Here is a 16,749-nt window from a genome sequence, read left to right as displayed (position 1 = left end):
ACCTTATCACGCGGGAACAGCAAGCGCACCAACGACTCGTGCTACCGTGACAAGGTCCTGCATTGCGCTCAGGATGACAGACAGTTTCACCTGACTTCCTACTCCGCCTTATGCCCGCCCCTCAAGTCGATCTGTTTATTCCCTGCTTTGTCGATCAGCTTTTCCCGCACACCGCCCTGAACATGGTGAAGGTGCTGGAGGCCGTGGGCTGCCAGGTGCACTACAACGCCAACCAGACCTGCTGCGGACAGCCGGCCTACAACGCAGGCTACAAGGAACAGAGCTGCGAGGTGGCCCGCAAGTTTCTCGATGACTTCCCGACCCAGGAGGAACGCTACATTGTAAGCCCCTCGGCCTCCTGCATTGGTATGGTGCGCAATACCTACGCCGATTTGTTTGAGGGTACCCCCGACTCGGGGCGCTACCACGGGGTGCAGCGCCGGGCCTTCGAGCTGACGGAGTTTCTGGTGGATGTGCTGGGCGTGACGTCCATCCCGCAGGCCCAGCTGGCCGGCAAGTACACCTACCACGATTCCTGCTCGGCCCTGCGGGAGTGCGGCATCCGCGAGGCTCCGCGCCAGCTGCTCGATGCTATTCCGGGCCTGGAGCGGCTGGAAATGGCCGAAACGGAAACCTGCTGCGGCTTCGGCGGCACCTTCGCCGTGAAGTTCGAGGCCATTTCGGTGGCCATGGCCGAGCAGAAAGTAGAGCACGCCCTGGCCACCGGCGCCGACTACCTCATCAGCACCGACACCAGCTGCCTCATGCACCTCGACGCCTACATTCGCCGCGAGAAAAAGCCCATCAAAACCCTGCACGTCGCCGATGTGCTGGCCAGTGGGTGGTAAGGTCAGCGCGTGAACTGAATCTGAAATTGGCGGCTAGCAGTAGAGACTATTACCGCAGTTGTATCGTCCTGAGCTGAAGACACAACCCGTAAAGTAAGCGTGGAGTCAAGTGCGCCGTATTGGCGGCCATCTACATTGACAGAGGTGCCTTGCTGGCGTTCCAATACACTGGCAAGAGGGGTAAGCAAGGTAATCTGAGGTGGTCCAATCAGTGAGTTGGCACTTCGGATGGTGTAATTGGAGCTATGGTAGGGTTCAGTTTGTGGCATGAGGAGAAAAACTGGAATAGAGGCAGTAACGAAGAGTATCCTATCCAGCAGGAAAGTTGCCGCTAAAAAGCCCGGGTAGATAAACCAGCTCCCAAAATAGAGCTTGCTGGCCCAGTTCATTTGCTTACGGCGGAGCAAAAAGTAGCTGCCGGCAGCCAGCCACGCCAAGGTAAAAGGCAGCACATCGGGCCACTGGCCTCGCAACGATACACGCCATGTGACGAAGACAACTACAAGCAACAAAGAGAAGCCCCAGCCACCCAAGTGAATCCACTTAAGTAGCTGGGGCTTTTGCTGGGCGGGCCAATATCTGCGAATAGCAAGCACCGGTGCGTAAAAGCCAAGCAGGCAAACAGGTATCAGGTAAGCGCCGAAGAACTCGCTCACACCAACTCCTCAATCCGTTGCTTCAGGCTCTCTGAGCCTTCCACCAGGGGTAGGCGCACGGCATCGGCGCAGAGGCCCTGGGCGGCTAGAGCGGCTTTTACGCCTACGGGGTTGCTTTCCTCATACATCAGCGGGTTCAATTCCACGAAGCCGAACAGCAGCTCGCTAGCCGCCTTGAAGTCGCCTCGGAGAGCGTGGCGGGTCATATCGGAGAAGCGGCGCGGGAAGGCGTTGGCCAGCACCGAAATGATGCCCACCGCCCCGAAGCTGATGAGCGAAGTCGTCATCATATCGTCGCCGGAAATCAGCAGGAAATCGGCGGGTTTGGCGGCGGCAATGGCAATGCACTGCTCCAGGTTACCGCTGGCTTCCTTAATGCCGATGATGTTGGGGTGCTGGGCCAGGGTAAGGGTAGTGGCCGCCGTTAGGTTGGAACTGGTGCGGCCGGGCACGTTGTACAGCAGCACGGGCACCGGCGAGGCGTCGGCCAGTTGCTGGTAGTGGGCCACAATGCCGCGCTGGCTGGGCTTGTTGTAGTAGGGCGAGGCCGATAGCAGAGCTACAATACCGGTCAGGTCGGTGTTCTGAATGGTGCGGACGGTAGCGGCCGTGTCGTTGCCGCCGATGCCGTACACCAGCGGTACGCGCCCGGCCACTTGCTCACGCACCACGCGCAGCACTTCGGCCTTTTCTTCGGTAGTCAGGGTAGCCGATTCGGCCGTGGTGCCGTTGATAACGAGGTACTCCACGCCGCCTTCAATGGTGAAGTCGACGAGGCGGCGCAGGGCGGCGTAGTCCACGGCGCGCTCAGGGGTAGGAGTGAAGGGGGTAACGAGGGCTACGCCGGTGCCACGTAGTTTGTCCATGCGGGAAATTAGCGGTTGATTTGTAGGAGGGAAGACCCGCAGCGAAGGTACAATACCCGCGGCGAAGGTCGGCCCGTTTCTTTCAAAAGTACGGCCCCGTTGGTGCCGGCCGCGTTTCTCTCCCTCATGAACTTTACCCATCACCCGCTGCTGGCCGCGGTTTCTCTGGTCAGCCTGGGCGCCCTCACCGCCTGCAACGACGCCAAAAACGCCACCGCCGCCGAAGGCAGCGCCGCCACCGCTACGGCTATAGCCGCCGACTCGGCCGAAACGGCTACCATCACCACCGCCGGCAATGCCACCGCTGCCAGCGTCGGTAACGGCGGCAGCCCGGCCACCATTCCGGCTAATAAGCGTGCCGATGCCGCTGCCATCTTGGCCCGCCCTCAGGTGCCCATCCTGTGTTATCACCAGATCCGCGACTGGCGTGCCAAGGACTCTAAAGGCGCTAAGGATTACATCGTGCCGGTCGAGCAGTTTAAGGCCCAGATCAAGATGCTGGCCGACTCGGGCTACCACACCATTCTGCCCGACCAGCTGTTTGCCTACCTCACTACCGGCGCCCCGTTGCCCAGCAAGCCCGTGATGCTGACCTTCGACGACACCGATTTGGATCAGTTCACGGTGGCCCGCCCCACGCTGGATAAGTACGGGTTTAAGGCCGTGTACTTTATCATGACGGTAAGCCTGGGCCGCCCCAACTACATGAGCAAGGCGCAGGTAAAGCAGCTTTCGGATGAGGGCAACGTGATTGGCTCGCACACCTGGGACCACCACAACGTGAAAAAGTACCAGGGCCAGGATTGGGTGACGCAGATTGAGAAACCCACCAAGCAGCTGGAAGAAATTACCGGTAAGAAAATCAACTACTTCGCCTACCCCTTCGGCCTCTGGAACCCCGAAGCTATTCCGGAGCTGAAGAAGCGCGGCATGGATGCAGCTTTCATCCTGGCCGAAAAACGCGACCAGCAGGACCCACTCTACACCATCCGCCGCATCATCGCCAGCGGCTACTGGAGCCCCCGTACCCTGCACAACAGTATGGTTCAAAGCTTCTAAGGGGGTAGGAAAAGAGTAAGGCGATTAACCAACTACACTACATCCTGATAGAAAAAGAACGTCATGTCGAGCTTGTCGAGACATCTCGCTCGCGCCGACTGGTTAGTATCCCAACGTCAGCACGCGAGATGTCTCGCGGGGCTCGACATGATGTTCTTGATAGGCAGTTGTCATCATGAGTCGCTAACCCAGATTCCTCGCTTCGCTCGGAATGACAAAAGAAGCCCGCGCATCAATTGATGCGCGGGCTTCTTTTGTCATTCTAGATGTTTATAGGCGTTATTTTTTCACGCCGTTTTCCTGCAGCGTCTTGTAAGCGCCGGCGTTGACCACCTGCTTGAACCCTTTTTCCTGCATGAGCACGGCGGCTTTACCGCTGCGGTTGCCGGAGGCGCAGTAGAGCACATAGCTTTGCTTGGGGTCTAGCTTGGCAACTTGTTGGGCAAAATCCTCGGCGCGGTAATCCAGGTTCTGGGCGCCGGGCAAGTGGCCGGCGGCGAATTCCTCGGGGCTGCGCACATCCAGTAGCACAGTGCCAGGCTGGCTGAGCTGCTGCTGCACTGCAGTCGGGGGCATAATGGGCAGGCCGCCATTTTGGGAACAGCCGGGGCTGGCGATGCTCAGCAGAGCAGCGGCGGCAAGCAGGCGAAAAAACATAGGCGTAGAGTGTAGAAAAGGATGAAGCCGGGGCAGCTTCTCCGTAAAGATCCTACCCCATGCAACGGACAAAACCGATTAGAAAAGCGTGCCCTGCTGTCCGGGGTTTGCAGAGGAAGTGGGGGGTAGGGCATCGGAATGGGGAGTGGCGGCGCCGGTAGCCGGGGTGCCCAGCATCTGGTCCAGCACAACATCGGTGGCGTCGGAGGGGGTAGGGAGCATAGCCAGCAGCTCGTTTTCGGTGATGATGGGCACTTTCAGGTCGGTGGCTTTTTCGCGCTTGGCGGGGCCCATTTTGTCGCCGGCTACCAGGTAGCTGAGCTTTTTGCTGATGCTGCCCGTAATCTTGCCGCCGTTTTGCTGAATCAGGTGCTGCAGCTCCTCGCGGCTGTGCTGCTCAAACACCCCGGAAAGCACAAAGGTCAGGCCGGCCAGCCGGTCGCTCACGGGTTGGGGTGCTTCGCCGGTCAGGGCCAGCTGCACGCCGGCGGTCCGCAGGTCTTCTACCAGCTGCCGGTTCTCGGGCTCCTGAAACCACGCGGCCACCGACTCGGCAATAACCCCGCCTACCTCCGGCACGGCCGCCAACTCCGTAGCCGAAGCCGCCGCCAGTGCATCAATGGTGCGGTAGTGGTTCACCAGCTTTTCGGCCACGGTTTCGCCTACGTAGCGGATGCCCAGGCCAAACAGCACCCGGTCGAAGGGCACCTGCTTGCTCTGTTCCAAGCCTGCCACCAGCCGTTGCACCGATTTTTCTCCCATGCGCTCCAGTTGAGCTAATTCATGAGCCTTGGCGGGCAAATCATAGAGAGAAGCAGCGTTGGTCACCAGGCGCAGATCAAAGAAGCGGCCCACAGTTTCGGCGCCCAGTCCGTCGATATTCATGGCTTTGCGCGACACGAAGTGCTCCAGCTTGGCTTTGAGCTGGGGCGGGCAGCCCCGTTCGTTGGGGCAGCGGAAATGCGCTTCCCCCTCGGGCCGAATCAGCGGAGTGCCGCAGGCCGGGCATTCCGTGGGGTACACAATCGGCACGGCATCAGCGGGGCGCGAAGCAAAGTCAACGCCCGTAATCTTGGGAATGATTTCGCCGCCTTTCTCCACGAACACCAGGTCGCCGAGGCGCAGGTCGAGGGCGGCAATCTGGTTGGCGTTGTGCACCGAGGCGCGCTTCACCACCGTGCCCGCCAGCGGTACGGGGTCCAGGTGGGCGACGGGCGTCACGGCGCCGGTGCGGCCCACGTTGTACTGCACCTCACGCAGGCGGGTGCACGCCGCCTCGGCGGGGTACTTGTAGGCAATAGCCCAGCGGGGGCTTTTGGCCGTGAAGCCCAGCACCTCCTGCTGGCGGAAGTCATCTACTTTAATAACAATACCATCGGTGGCAACCGGCAGCGTAAACCGCTTTTTGTCCCACTCGTGCACAAACTCCAGCACTTCCTCTATAGTGCCGCACACTCGCCAGGTGTCCGACACAGGCAGGCCCCAGGCTTGCAGGGCTTCCAGCGAGGCGCTATGGGTAGGAAACTGGTTGCGCCCCGGCATCAGGAAGGAGTAGGCGTAGAAGCGCAGCTTGCGCGCCGCCACCTGCGCCGAATCCTGGAGCTTGAGGGTGCCGCTGGCGGCGTTGCGCGGGTTGGCCAGCAGGGCCTCGCCGTTGGCTTCCCGCTCGGCGTTCAGTTCGGCAAACACCGGCAGGGGCATAAACACTTCTCCGCGCACCTCAAACTCCGGGGGCTGGGTAGGGCCCTCGGTGCGCAAGTGGAGGGGTAGGGTCCGGATGGTGCGCACGTTGCTGGTTACCACGTCGCCACGGGTGCCGTCGCCACGTGTCACGCCCTGGGTTAGCTGGCCGTCCTGGTAGGTCAGGCTCATCGCTACCCCGTCGAATTTCAGCTCGCAGACATAGTGCAGATCAGCTCCTTCCAGGCCCCGACGCACCCGCTCGTCGAACTCGCGCAGGTCGGCCTCGGAGTAGGTGTTGCCCAGGCTAAGCATGGGGTAGCGGTGCTCGGCCGTAGGGAATTGCTTGGTGATAGTGCCCCCTACGCGCTGGGTGGGCGAGTTGGGGTGGGCAAACTGCGGGTACTCCCGCTCCAGGCGGGCCAGCTCGGCCAACATCTGGTCGAACTCCTGGTCCGGTACTTCGGAAATATCGCGCTGGTAGTACTGGTAGTTGAGGTGGTGGAGGCGCTCGGTGAGGGCCGTTATCTGCTGCTGGATGTCGGTCGTCATGGGAAGAAGTTGGAGCACAGGCACAAGCGCCGGCCGAAGGGGAAAGCCGGCGCCTGCCCGCCCGATGTTCAGGGGTGCAAGCTACGGCTTTATGTGAGTCGGTGAACGAGAAAACCCGCCTGGAGTTAGCAGACGGGTTTGCCCAAATACAGTCTTAGTGAACCAAGCCGGCGCCTGAGAAGCCAGGTTATTTGCCTTCAATCAGCACCCCGTCGGCCTCAAAGTTGAGCTGCTCCTGGGGGCGGGTGATGGCCGCAATTTCCTGGGCCGATTTGCCGGCATCCTGAGCGTAGTGCTGCTGCGCGGCCACCGATACTACCTCACGGTGGGCCCAACCATTAACAACTATGCGGCGGCCGGAAATGTCCTTAGGCACGAAGAAAGCGTAGTCCTTGAAGCGCACCCGTACCTTCTGACCATCAGGCAGGGCCATGGTCAGCCAGCAGCCCTTGGCCTGGCACACGGCCTCGGCCGTGCCGACCAGCTTCAGCTGGGCGGAGTCGCGGGTACCCAGGAGCTGGCGCAGCTCACTTACGGGGCGGGCATCGGCGGCGGCAAAGCTGGCGCCGTAGATGCTGCCGGGAGCCTGGGTTGCGGCTTTGGCCTGGGCGGCCGTTTCGGCCTTGTCGTCGCAGGCTTCCTTGGGCTTGGCTTTGCTTTTCTGGGCGCTGGCGCTCAAGGGCTGACTTAGGGCTAGCAGAACAAACGCGGCACCGTATAAGAAGGACTTCGGCATGAGCAAAGAGGCTGAGAGATGAATGAAAAACCCGACCGGAAGTTACGATTTTTTGACCTTGTACTTCTCCTTGTTTTTCTCCACTGCATCCGCCCCCGACTCTTTATTGATGGCTGCCAGCAGGCGCACCTGCTCCAGCTTGCCTTTCTTGTCGTACACCTCCGACTTCACAATGCCCACGGCCGGCGAGTAGTAATCGACCACCCGTACTACGTTCCGCATCACCATATCGGCGCGGGCGGCCGTGGCGCTTTCCCGCTCGGCTTCCACCTTGTAGCACTGGAAGGTGCCGGCGGGGGTAGTAATGCTTTCGGTGCCCGTTACGCGGCGCTTCTGCACGGTGGTATATACCTGGGCAATATCCACGGCCGTGCTGCTGACCTGCACCGTAATACCGCCGCTGGGTAGCTCCGAGCCCACCGTGGGCTGATTGGGCCAGGCCAGGGGCACGGGCGCGTAGGCAAAGCGCCGGTCGCGGAAGGAGCGTAGGCTCTCGGGATTCAGCTCGTTGGAGCCATCGGTAAAGCTGGTATCCTGGCGGCAGCGGAAGGTGAGGTCCTGGAGGTGCAGCAGCTTGTGCCTGGCATCGTAGAGGCCGCTTTTCAGCAGCACGGTATTGGTAGTGATGGTTTGCTTCTTGTTCTGCTCCGAGCCCAGGCTGACCACGCGGTTGCGAATAGTGCCGGTGGCTTTGCCGTGGGCATCCTGAAGCTGGTACACCAGCTCCATGTTATCGTAGAGGCCGAAGGGGTGGGCGCAGTCGAGGGCGGAAAGGTTTTGGGAGAGGGCGGGGGTAGCGGCCAGGCTGAGGCCGGCTACCACAAGACGAAGGGAAGACATAGAGCGAGAAAAAGGGTGGAAAACCAACCGTTGAGCTGCATACGCAGCCCGCCCGGTTTTGATGCTGCCCAGGCGGCCACGGCTTCCGGCACCGGAGGCAAAGGTCTTGCCAGCCCCAACTCGTAACTTGCCCCGCGCCGGGCCGTTTGGGCAGGTAGGCGGCCCTTGTCCGGCGCGTTCACGTTTCTTTTCATTCTTACCAAGCTGCTATGCCAGACCAACCTACTTCCTGGGCCGATACGGCCGCTTCCATGTTGTCCAAGCTTTCGGGGGGGGTAGAGGTAGCCCTCAACTTCGAGCAGATGGAGCTGCAGGTGCCCAACCCCGCCAACCCCACCACGCCCACCACCTGGCGCCTGAACGGTTCCCTGCGCATCCGCACCCGCGGCGAAAACCCGCCCGCTAATTCCCTACCCCCCGCCAACCCCAGCAACCTTGGCTAGCGGCCTCGACATAGAAGCCCGGCTGGTTATCACCCTCGACGGCGACGACGTACAAATTGCGGGCTCCGGGGGCTACCTTATCATCAACTTTCCCAGCCAGCGCGTTTTCGATAAGATTACCAGCGGCCCGCCCAAAGACCCGAACGCCCCTCCCAAGCCCAAAACCAGCCCGCCGCTGGATCCGCTGCAGCAGCTCAACGACCTGGCCCTGCAGCTGGGGCTGGTGCTAGACATGCGGGTAGCGGGCAAAACTCACGTCACCTTCGGCACGGGCCGCTCGGCCAAGATTACCCTGAACGCCGTGCTGGGCAAAATCGGCTCGTTTTTTCGGGGCACTTGAGGTATGCGGCCGCCCACGGCCGACGTTCTGCCCGCAAGGGTAAGGTAGAGCCTGGGGCTGAGGGCGTTTCAAAAAATAAAGCTCCTCGCTACGCGTGCATTTCGCCCGAAAGAAGCACGCCGGGCGAGGAGCTTTTTACGTATCTTGGTCCAATGCTCTTACCGCCAGGTTAGCCCCGCCGGGCCGGAACTAAAGGGCTTCAGATTGGTTTGCTTACTGGCACGCAGCCTCGCCTCTCACCTCATGAATTCCGACCAAGAACGAACCAACAAAATTGGAGCCGGCCGGCCAGCTTCGGCCTTCCAGCGCATGGAGCGGGTCCCGCCCATGCTCCTGATGCTGTACCTGGGCCTGGGCGGTATTACCGTGCTGTTCCTGATGCTGGTAGCAGCCTACGCCTACACCCGCCACCAGAGCGACGCCCCCACGGGCATCTACCCGCTGCCCCGGTTTTTCTCCCTGAGTACCATTGTGCTGCTCATCAGCAGCTACACCATTAACCAGGCCCGCCGCCTGTATGCCCACGACGACCTGGCCGGGCTGGGCCGCTGCCTGGGGGCCACCCTGCTGCTGAGCAGCGTGTTTGCCGGCCTGCAGGTGCTGGGCTGGCGCGAGCTGACCACCCAGGGCGTAGCCCTGGATGGGGTGGCTAGTGGCACGTTTGTGTACCTGCTCTCGGCCTTGCACGTAGCCCACCTGCTGGGCGGCATGCTGTTTCTGCTGGCCCTGTTGCTACGTACCCACCACGCCTCCCGCGACGCCGTCCGGAGCCTGGTATTCATCCGCAACCCCTACCGCCGCCTGCAACTGCGCATGATTACCCTGTACTGGCACTTTATTGATGTGCTATGGGTAGGGCTGTTCGCGGTGTTTCTGTTCTTGTATTAGAACTCGGCTGTTTTGCTGCGTAATGCCCTTGTACGTGTTACAAAGTCCACCCGCATACCACAGAAAAAGCCCGGCTTGGCCGGGTTTTTTCTGTGAAACGGCAACCCGTTAGTTGGCAATGGTTACCGTGCCTTTGTAGCGTTTGTTGTCCGTGAACTCAATAAGGTAGTAGTACACCCCGGCGGGCAGGCCGCCGCCGTCCCAGCGGAAGCTACGGTTGGTGGTGTGATACACGCACGCGCCCCAACGGTTGAAAATATCAATGTCGGCAAAGCGGGAGTCGCAAAAGTCGGGCGGCAGGTTGTTTTTCAGGTTATCCAGCTCGAAGTAGTCATTTTTATCGTCGCGCTGGTAGGGCGTGATGATGTTCGAGGGGATGAATTCCCGAACCGGGGGCGGCTCTACCTCGAAGCGGACCACGCGCGTCTGGGGCTGCGGACGGCAGGTGCTTTCCTGCAGTACAAACGTCACCTCCAGGCCGTTGCGGCGCACGGCCTCGCAGTTGGCTTCCCACCGGAAGGTGCCGGCCGCCTCGCCCGTGCCGTTGCGGGCCTCGAAGGTCATGCCGGCCTCGGCCAGCGTAAAGCCGGCCCCGGTAGCGGCCAGCGTCAGGGCGTCCCGGTCGATATCCAGCCCCGCCAAGGTAGCCTCGTACACGCCCCCAATGGGCCGCCTGATTACAACGGGTACGGGCGGGGAGCCAGCCGCGGGCGGCAGGGTACTACTCAACTCGGGAGCATGGTTGAGGTAGTCAATCTGAATGGGCACAACCACCGTAGTGGCCTGCCGCTCGGCGCAGGGGGTAGCCACCGCCGTAAATTCAAACTCGTAGAGCGGCTTATCCACGGCCCGGCAATCAACGCGCCAGCTGAAGCGGCCGGTTAGCTGGCCGCCGGCTTGCTGCTGGCTTAGCTGGGCCCCCAGGGCCGTTGGTGAGAAGCCCCGGCCGCTCATTTCCAGGGTCAGCGGGTCGTTGTCGGGGTCCGTGGCTACTACATCGAAGGTAATCAGGTCGCCGGGCCGGGCCCGGAGGGGTAGGGCGGCGGTGGTGCGCAGCAGGGGCGGGGCGTTGGGGTCGGGGATGGAGGTAACAGCCACCCGCACGGTGTCGCGCTTGGGCAGGCTGCAGCCATCGTCGGCCACAATTATATCCAGCAGAAATACCTGCCCGCGGGTGTTAAAGCAGGCCGGGAAGCACAGTTGGGACACCAGCGTATCGGGGGCGCCAGGGGCCCGCACGATGCCCTGCCGGACGCTGAGCGTGGGCAGGGGCACTGAAAAATTTACCGGCCGCACTGATAACGTCAGGGCCGAAGTGGGGTCCGGGTCGGTGAACTTGAGGGTAAAGCACCGGCTGGTGGCGGGCGACATGCGCAGGGTGTCGCGCCCGAACTGGTAAAACCGGCTGCGGCCGGGCACCTGCATCACCACTTTCGGACGGGCGTTGGTGGGGCAGTTAATGACCTTGAGCTGAAAATCGCGCCGGGCTTCTCCCAGCCGCACGCCCCTGCGGTACTCCGTGCAGCGCACCCCAAACACAAACAAGCCCAGCCGGGTAGGCAGCACCTCCAGCCGCCCCGTAAACCGCCCGATGCTCAGAGTAGGCCGCCCCGGAATCTGGCGGTTTACCGAAAGGCTATCGGCCCAGCGCACCGTGCTGTAGGGAGCCGCTGAGGCGCGGGCGGGCTTGGGGGTAAACGTATTGGCCGAGCCGTTCAGGGGCGTTACCAGGTCGTACACCAGCGAGTCGCCATCGGCATCGGTGCCGCTGAAGTCGTAGTAGAACAGCTCGCCGCGGCAAGCGTAGTCGCTCAGGGGCGGAAAGATGCGCGGCGTGGAGTTACGGAAGGCCTGGCCGTTGCGCACCACAGCCGGAAACTCCAGGTAGAACGTTTGGGCGGCCCCGCCCGGATCTATAATGTTGCTGATGCCATTGTTGCGGCAGCAGCGTTCCACGGCGGCGTAGTAGCCATTGGGGCTGCCGTAGGCCTGGCCTGTCAGGGTAACCAGCCGGGAGTACACCAGGCGCCTCGTAACCAGGGAGGGGGTAGTGCAGGCCGGGTTAGTATAGTTGACGAGGGTATTGCTGGTCAGGAGCAGCGTCACGTCCTGCATCCGGCGGTTGTTGCCCTTCTCGAAAATGCTGGCCGTAATCTCCTGATCGAGGGCACCGGCCTGCCCGTTTACGGCATCAAAGTACAGGTTAAGGGTGAGCTGGTAGCTGTTGCCGGACAAATACTGCAGATCCAGCTCGCCACCCACAATGTGGGTGGCCCGGGCGGCCGGGGCCAGCAGGCACAGCAGCCAGAGCAGAATGCTCCGTCGGCAAATAAGCGCAAGAGTAGAAGTTGGCATCGGGTGGCGCAGGTAGTCAGTGAGCAATACTGAAAGATACAGTGCATTCAACCCAAAGCCATTGCTTCTCAACGTTTTTCTAGGGGCGGCTGCTTACCTTGCTGCCAGCATCCTGCTTTTCTATTCGTATCCGTTTCTGGTCCCGCCCCATGCCCGCCTTACGCCCTTTTTTTACCCTTGCCGGTCTGCTCAGCAGTGTGCTGGCCACGGCCCAGCTGCCCACGTACCAGCCCGCGCCCGCCGACCTGACCGGGGCCGCTGCCGCGGCTTGCGCCCAGGTGCACGAAGGAGCCGCCCAGCGCTCAGTTGGCTACGCCAGCCTTAGCCACCGGCAGAAGATGGCCCGCTACGACGTGAAGTACTACAAGCTGGATCTGAACCTGAGCAATACGTCCCGCGATGTGAGCGGCACCGTAACCATCAAAGGGCAGGCCGGGCCGCAGGGGCTCGATTCCCTGGCCTTCGAGCTGTACTCTTCCCTGGTAATTGACGCCGTGTACGTGGGGGGAAACAGCGCGCAGGGAGTGCGCCGCCAGGGCCTGGGTGATGTAACCGTGGGCCTGAGCCAGCCCGTAGCGCCCAATGCCTTGTTCACGGCCCAGATAGTGTACCACGGCACGGCCCCCAACAGCAACGCGGCGGCCATCGGCAATGCCCTTAACACCCGGGTAGCGCCAGGATACGGGGTAAGCACTACCTGGAGCCTCTCGGAGCCCTACAACGCCTACGAGTGGTGGCCCTGCAAGCAGGTGCTCACGGATAAGGCCGACTCCGTGGACGTGTGGATTACCACGGCCGCTACCAACCGGGTGGGCTCCAACGGGGTGCTCCGGGCCGTAACGTCCCAGCCCGGCAACCAAGTGCGCTACGAGTGGAAGTCGCGCTACCCCATGGCGTACTACCTGGTTTCGGTGGCCGTGGGGCCCTATATTGAGTACGTGAACTATGCCAACCCGGCCGGCGGACCCCGTATTCCTATCGTCAACTACGTGTACAACCAGCAGGCCCTGAATTTCTACCGCACCGAAATTGACCGCACCCCTGGCTTTCTGGAAAACTTCTCCGAGCTGGTGGGCCTCTACCCCTTCGCGGGCGAAAAGTACGGCCACAGCATGGCGCCCATCGGGGGCGGTATGGAGCACCAGACCATGACCACCCAGGACGGCTTCAACTTCACGCTCACGGCCCACGAGCTGTTTCACCAGTGGTTTGGCGACAACGTAACCTGCGGGGCCTGGGAAGACATCTGGCTGAATGAGGGGTTTGCCTCCTACGGAGAGTACCTGTCCCTGAACCGCTTTTCTACCCCGGCGGCCAGCCGGGAGTGGCTGGACCAGGCCCACACCGCCGCCATGAGCCAGCCCGGCGGCAGCGTTTTGGTTTCCGACACTACCAACGTCAGCCGCATCTTCAGCTCCCGTCTCAGTTACAAGAAAGGGGCAGCAGTCATTCATATGCTGCGCTACCTGCTCCAGGACGATACCAAGTTTTTCCGGGCCCTGCGCACCTACCAGACCACCTACGCCGGCCGCACCGCCCGCACCCGCGACCTGCAGCGCATCTTTGAAGCCGAAGCCGGCCGCTCGCTGCAGAGTTTCTTTGACCAGTGGTTGCGGGGTGAGGGCTTCCCTACCATTTCCATTCGCTGGAACCAGGTCGGCTCTACGGTGTATCTGGAAGCCACCGAAACCGCCTCCATGCCAACCGTGACGCCCTTCTTTGACGTGGAAATGGAATACCTGCTGACTTTCACTGACAATACCAGCCGCATCGTGCGCCTGCGCCAGGACAAGCCCCAGGTGTCGGTGAGCTTCACCGAGTCCCGACCAATACTCACTGTCCTGCCCAACCCCAATAAGTGGATTCTCAGCCGCGCGGGCATGAACATCCGCGACAATAGGCTGATAACTGCCAGCAAAATTGCTCAGCTGGCCGCCGCCCTCACCGTGTACCCGAACCCGTGCCGCGACCAGCTTCGCGTTGCGGATTTTGCCGGCTCCCGTGCGCAGGCCGAGGTGTCGGATGCTACGGGCCGGGTAGTGCTGCGCCAGACCATCAGCGCCGCTGCACCCTTGCTGCAGACCAGCCAACTGGCTCCCGGCCTCTACCACTTGCGCGTTACCGATGCGGCCGGCCTGATTTCGCAGGCCCGCTTTGTTCGCCAGGCCGATTAGCGCACCCCCCGTAGCTTCATACACGAGCCCTTCTGTGCCACCGGCAGAAGGGCTCGTGTGTGAAGGGGCTGCCCCGCAGAAGCTAACGGCGGGCGTATTTGCCGATAAGCTGTTGCACTTCGGGCGGCGCCTCGGGCATGTTGAACACCGCCTCCATAAGTTCATCAAAAGAATGAGCGGGGGTGAAAATGGCGTCGGCGAAGGGGTTACTCAGCAGGCGCAGAAAGCCCGGCTGCCCGTTGATGCTCACCAAGTCCACCGTAATGTTGCCGAAGCGCTGGTTGCAGCGCCCGGTGGCGGTGCAATCCTGGGGCTGGGGCTTCAGAAAGTGCTTCTGGGTGGTTTCCGTGTATTGCTCGTGGTGCAGGGTGCGCTGGCTGGAGGCACCCAAATGGTAGCCCAGGGCCAGGATTCGGTCCCGGATAAAATCAAAGAGGTGACGGAAGTTGCCGGGCCCGATGCTGGGGTCGTAGAGAAACACGGCGCCCGGCCGCGCGGCATCCCGGGCCAGCTCCACCCGAAACTGGCCGTTGGGCAGCCCCGCTTTCTGGTAATGGTACGCCTTGAAGTAAGGGCCCATCCAGTTCAGATAAACCTGCCGGGCCACCCACTGCTGGCGCGTCTGCTCCTCGGCCGCGCTGCGCTGCAGCGGCTGCCAGTCGGCAGAAGCGGGAGCAGAGCCTGAAAAAAGCCGTTTGAACAGATTCAACAATGTAGTAAGGAAAGTGTAGAGGAGTAACATGGCCCCCGGCAAATGGTTTTGCGGGACCGTGGGTCAACTACTACCAAACAGCGAGCCACTTTACCGTTGGTTACCTCCGTGCGGGCTTAACTCCATGCAAAACAATAGGGCGGCGCCTCCCTAAAGGAAGCGCCGCCCTAGAGCAACAGTGCGCAACGGTCGTTGCTTATTTCACCCGCGTCCAGGTCTGCGACTTGCCAATCATGGAGAAGCCGATGTAGCCTTTCACTTCCATGCTGTTGGCATTGAGCATTTTCATGTAGCAGGAGTAGGTTTTGCCACTTTCCGGATCATAGATTTTGCCGTCGTCCCACTTGTTGTCATCGTCGTACTCGAAGCCTTGCATAAACACCAGGCCCAGGCGCGGGCGGGTGCGCTGCTTGGGGTCGGGGTTCATGGTGTCCATTTTGGGCTTACCGGTTTTCGGGTCGTTTGGCACCGTCAGGCTTACAATTTTACCGCACAGCTTATTGCCGCACTTGTAAATCTCGAAGGTGGCCTTTTTCTCGGCGTTGGTCCACACCCCTAGAGGAGAGAGAGACTGGGCAGAAGCGGCCCCCAGCAGACCCAGGAACATACCCAGGCACAGGAACAGAATTTTTTTCATGGTGAGAGAAATGGTGAGAGTTTTTCCGGGAAAAAGATAGGGAAAAGTCAGGAAGAAGTGCTGGAGTCCCACTTTTTCACCACCCGTGGAGAGGCAACTTTAGGGCCAGATTACGTCCCGTGGTTTTTATTAAAAATAATTGTGTTTTAAAGCGGTTGATGGTCAGGCAGATGGCTAAAAAGCGGCGCCGGAGCTATAAATAATAGTGTTTTTATTTTGAACCATCCGGGGGGCTTTTAACTTTACCTACCGTAGCGAGTGCTACAGCCCCCGCCAAGCAGCCCTAAGGTGCTGGGTAGCGCGGCCCGGGTTATGTCGGATCTAAAGAAAGGAGGTACAAAATGTCTAGTAGTCCCAACCAAATCCTGCCAAGCCTGTCGAATGTAGTCCGCTTCACCGCCGGACGCGCTTAACAACAGCTTTCGCGCGGAGCTTACTCCCATTTGAGTAGTTCCCGCATTCTGGCAAGGTCTTACTGGTTAAGTGGATGATGGGGCTGTTACCCCAGACTCATCGCTTGGTAAGATTTGAAGGATTAGATGCCCGGTTCGCCCAGCAGCCTCAGTAAGAGGACCTGCATAGGCGGCCGGGCATCGCTCTTTTATTGCGCAGGTGAGATGGCAAGATGGTGAACTGGTGAGTTTGGCGTCCTGTCTGTGCACCCGGCGCGCCAGAGCGTCAAACTCACCAGTTCACCATCTTGCCGCTCGCTTTACAGCACCCGCCGCACCTGCATAAAGCGGCGCTCATAATCAGTGCCCTCCACCTGGCTGATTTTCACGCCGGACTCGCGGCGGGCCGAGGAGGAATGCACAAAGCGCAGCGGCCGCTCGCCGGGCTTGCTGATGACAATGCCGGCGTGGCCGGGGGTAGTAGAGGTAGCCGCCGTGCCGGTGAACACCACAATGTCGCCGGGGCGGGCCTGGGTGCGCTCCACCGCCCGGCCGGTGCTGATGAGCAGGGCCGTGGAGTGTGGCACCGGTACCCGGTAGCGGGCAAACACGTAATTCACAAAGCCCGAGCAGTCGAAGCCGGTTTCGGGGGTAGTGCCGGCGTAGCAGTAGTTGGTGCCCAGCTGGCGCAGGGCAAAGGCCACAATGCTGTCGGCGCGGGGGGTAGGCTGGTGGCTGATGAGGTAGGCCGTAGCATGAACCGGGGCCACCACACGTGGGCGCAGCCGCGCCACGGATTGGGGCGCGCGGCGCGGCCAAAACGCAACGCCTGCCACGAGGCCCACCAGGAGCAGAAAAGCCAGCCAAACGTAGCGCATAGAAGCAGAGGCAGATCGTACTGCTGACTTCGTAAC

At 61.2% G+C, this 16,749-nt stretch carries 16 protein-coding genes; 6 read left to right on the top strand and 10 right to left on the bottom strand.

Annotation, left to right across the window (positions count from 1 at the left end):
• Nucleotides 1-110 precede the first annotated feature (110 nt).
• On the top strand, nucleotides 111-848 hold the full coding sequence (locus GGU46_RS13715) for a (Fe-S)-binding protein (protein ID WP_183404082.1): 738 nt from the start codon (nucleotides 111-113) through the stop codon (nucleotides 846-848).
• A gap of 2 nt (nucleotides 849-850) precedes the next feature.
• Here the strand turns inward: GGU46_RS13715 and GGU46_RS13710 are convergent, their stop codons facing one another.
• The gene (locus GGU46_RS13710; RefSeq protein ID WP_183404080.1) at nucleotides 851-1,504 is read right to left on the bottom strand and encodes a hypothetical protein; all 654 of its coding nucleotides are present in this window, start codon (nucleotides 1,502-1,504) and stop codon (nucleotides 851-853) included.
• The gene (gene dapA, locus GGU46_RS13705) at nucleotides 1,501-2,370 is read right to left on the bottom strand and encodes a 4-hydroxy-tetrahydrodipicolinate synthase (protein WP_183404078.1); all 870 of its coding nucleotides are present in this window, start codon (nucleotides 2,368-2,370) and stop codon (nucleotides 1,501-1,503) included. Before dapA ends, GGU46_RS13710 begins: the two co-directional genes overlap by 4 nt.
• A 126-nt stretch (nucleotides 2,371-2,496) precedes the next feature.
• Between dapA and GGU46_RS13700 the strand changes: the two genes are divergently transcribed.
• A complete protein-coding gene (locus GGU46_RS13700; RefSeq protein ID WP_183404077.1) occupies nucleotides 2,497-3,429 on the top strand; it encodes a polysaccharide deacetylase family protein in 933 nt (310 codons plus the stop codon).
• A gap of 279 nt (nucleotides 3,430-3,708) precedes the next feature.
• Here GGU46_RS13700 and GGU46_RS13695 read toward each other — a convergent pair whose 3' ends face one another.
• The 4 genes from GGU46_RS13695 to GGU46_RS13680 all read right to left on the bottom strand — a co-directional run bounded on the left by GGU46_RS13695 (nucleotide 3,709) and on the right by GGU46_RS13680 (nucleotide 7,894).
• A complete protein-coding gene (locus GGU46_RS13695; RefSeq protein ID WP_183404076.1) occupies nucleotides 3,709-4,086 on the bottom strand; it encodes a rhodanese-like domain-containing protein in 378 nt (125 codons plus the stop codon).
• A gap of 78 nt (nucleotides 4,087-4,164) precedes the next feature.
• Entirely contained in the window at nucleotides 4,165-6,318 is a 2,154-nt protein-coding gene (gene ligA / locus GGU46_RS13690; RefSeq protein WP_183404075.1) for an NAD-dependent DNA ligase LigA, read from the bottom strand.
• 187 nt (nucleotides 6,319-6,505) lie between these two features.
• A complete protein-coding gene (locus GGU46_RS13685; protein WP_183404074.1) occupies nucleotides 6,506-7,054 on the bottom strand; it encodes a DUF4920 domain-containing protein in 549 nt (182 codons plus the stop codon).
• Between the two features lie 42 nt (nucleotides 7,055-7,096).
• Complete coding sequence (locus GGU46_RS13680) at nucleotides 7,097-7,894, bottom strand: TapB family protein (protein ID WP_183404073.1); 798 nt, start codon at nucleotides 7,892-7,894, stop codon at nucleotides 7,097-7,099.
• Between the two features lie 209 nt (nucleotides 7,895-8,103).
• On the opposite strand from GGU46_RS13680, the gene GGU46_RS13675 reads away from it, so the two are divergent.
• From GGU46_RS13675 to GGU46_RS13665, 3 genes are all read left to right on the top strand, one after another.
• Nucleotides 8,104-8,337 (top strand): hypothetical protein, encoded by a 234-nt coding sequence (locus GGU46_RS13675; protein WP_183404072.1) that lies wholly within the window; start codon nucleotides 8,104-8,106, stop codon nucleotides 8,335-8,337.
• Nucleotides 8,330-8,677 (top strand): hypothetical protein, encoded by a 348-nt coding sequence (locus GGU46_RS13670; protein ID WP_183404071.1) that lies wholly within the window; start codon nucleotides 8,330-8,332, stop codon nucleotides 8,675-8,677. The genes GGU46_RS13675 and GGU46_RS13670 overlap by 8 nt, the downstream gene beginning before the upstream one ends.
• A gap of 243 nt (nucleotides 8,678-8,920) precedes the next feature.
• Entirely contained in the window at nucleotides 8,921-9,565 is a 645-nt protein-coding gene (locus GGU46_RS13665) for a cytochrome c oxidase subunit 3 (protein WP_183404070.1), read from the top strand.
• A 108-nt stretch (nucleotides 9,566-9,673) separates the two neighbouring features.
• On the opposite strand, the gene GGU46_RS13660 is transcribed toward GGU46_RS13665, so the two are convergent.
• Nucleotides 9,674-11,920 (bottom strand): gliding motility-associated C-terminal domain-containing protein, encoded by a 2,247-nt coding sequence (locus GGU46_RS13660; RefSeq protein ID WP_183404069.1) that lies wholly within the window; start codon nucleotides 11,918-11,920, stop codon nucleotides 9,674-9,676.
• Nucleotides 11,921-12,069: 149 nt separating this feature from the next.
• Here GGU46_RS13660 and GGU46_RS13655 point away from each other — a divergent pair, with 149 nt between their 5' ends.
• On the top strand, nucleotides 12,070-14,094 hold the full coding sequence (locus GGU46_RS13655) for a M1 family aminopeptidase (RefSeq protein WP_183404068.1): 2,025 nt from the start codon (nucleotides 12,070-12,072) through the stop codon (nucleotides 14,092-14,094).
• 82 nt (nucleotides 14,095-14,176) lie between these two features.
• On the opposite strand, the gene GGU46_RS13650 is transcribed toward GGU46_RS13655, so the two are convergent.
• The 3 genes from GGU46_RS13650 to GGU46_RS13640 all read right to left on the bottom strand — a co-directional run bounded on the left by GGU46_RS13650 (nucleotide 14,177) and on the right by GGU46_RS13640 (nucleotide 16,713).
• Nucleotides 14,177-14,836 (bottom strand): hypothetical protein, encoded by a 660-nt coding sequence (locus tag GGU46_RS13650; protein WP_215906348.1) that lies wholly within the window; start codon nucleotides 14,834-14,836, stop codon nucleotides 14,177-14,179.
• Nucleotides 14,837-15,002: 166 nt separating this feature from the next.
• Entirely contained in the window at nucleotides 15,003-15,443 is a 441-nt protein-coding gene (locus GGU46_RS13645) for a DUF2147 domain-containing protein (RefSeq protein ID WP_183404066.1), read from the bottom strand.
• A gap of 712 nt (nucleotides 15,444-16,155) precedes the next feature.
• Nucleotides 16,156-16,713 (bottom strand): C40 family peptidase, encoded by a 558-nt coding sequence (locus GGU46_RS13640; RefSeq protein WP_183404065.1) that lies wholly within the window; start codon nucleotides 16,711-16,713, stop codon nucleotides 16,156-16,158.
• Nucleotides 16,714-16,749: the final 36 nt, after the last annotated feature.

The organism is Hymenobacter latericoloratus (assembly GCF_014199535.1).
Lineage (GTDB): Bacteria > Bacteroidota > Bacteroidia > Cytophagales > Hymenobacteraceae > Hymenobacter > Hymenobacter latericoloratus.
This window is presented reverse-complemented; position numbering and strand designations above follow the sequence as displayed.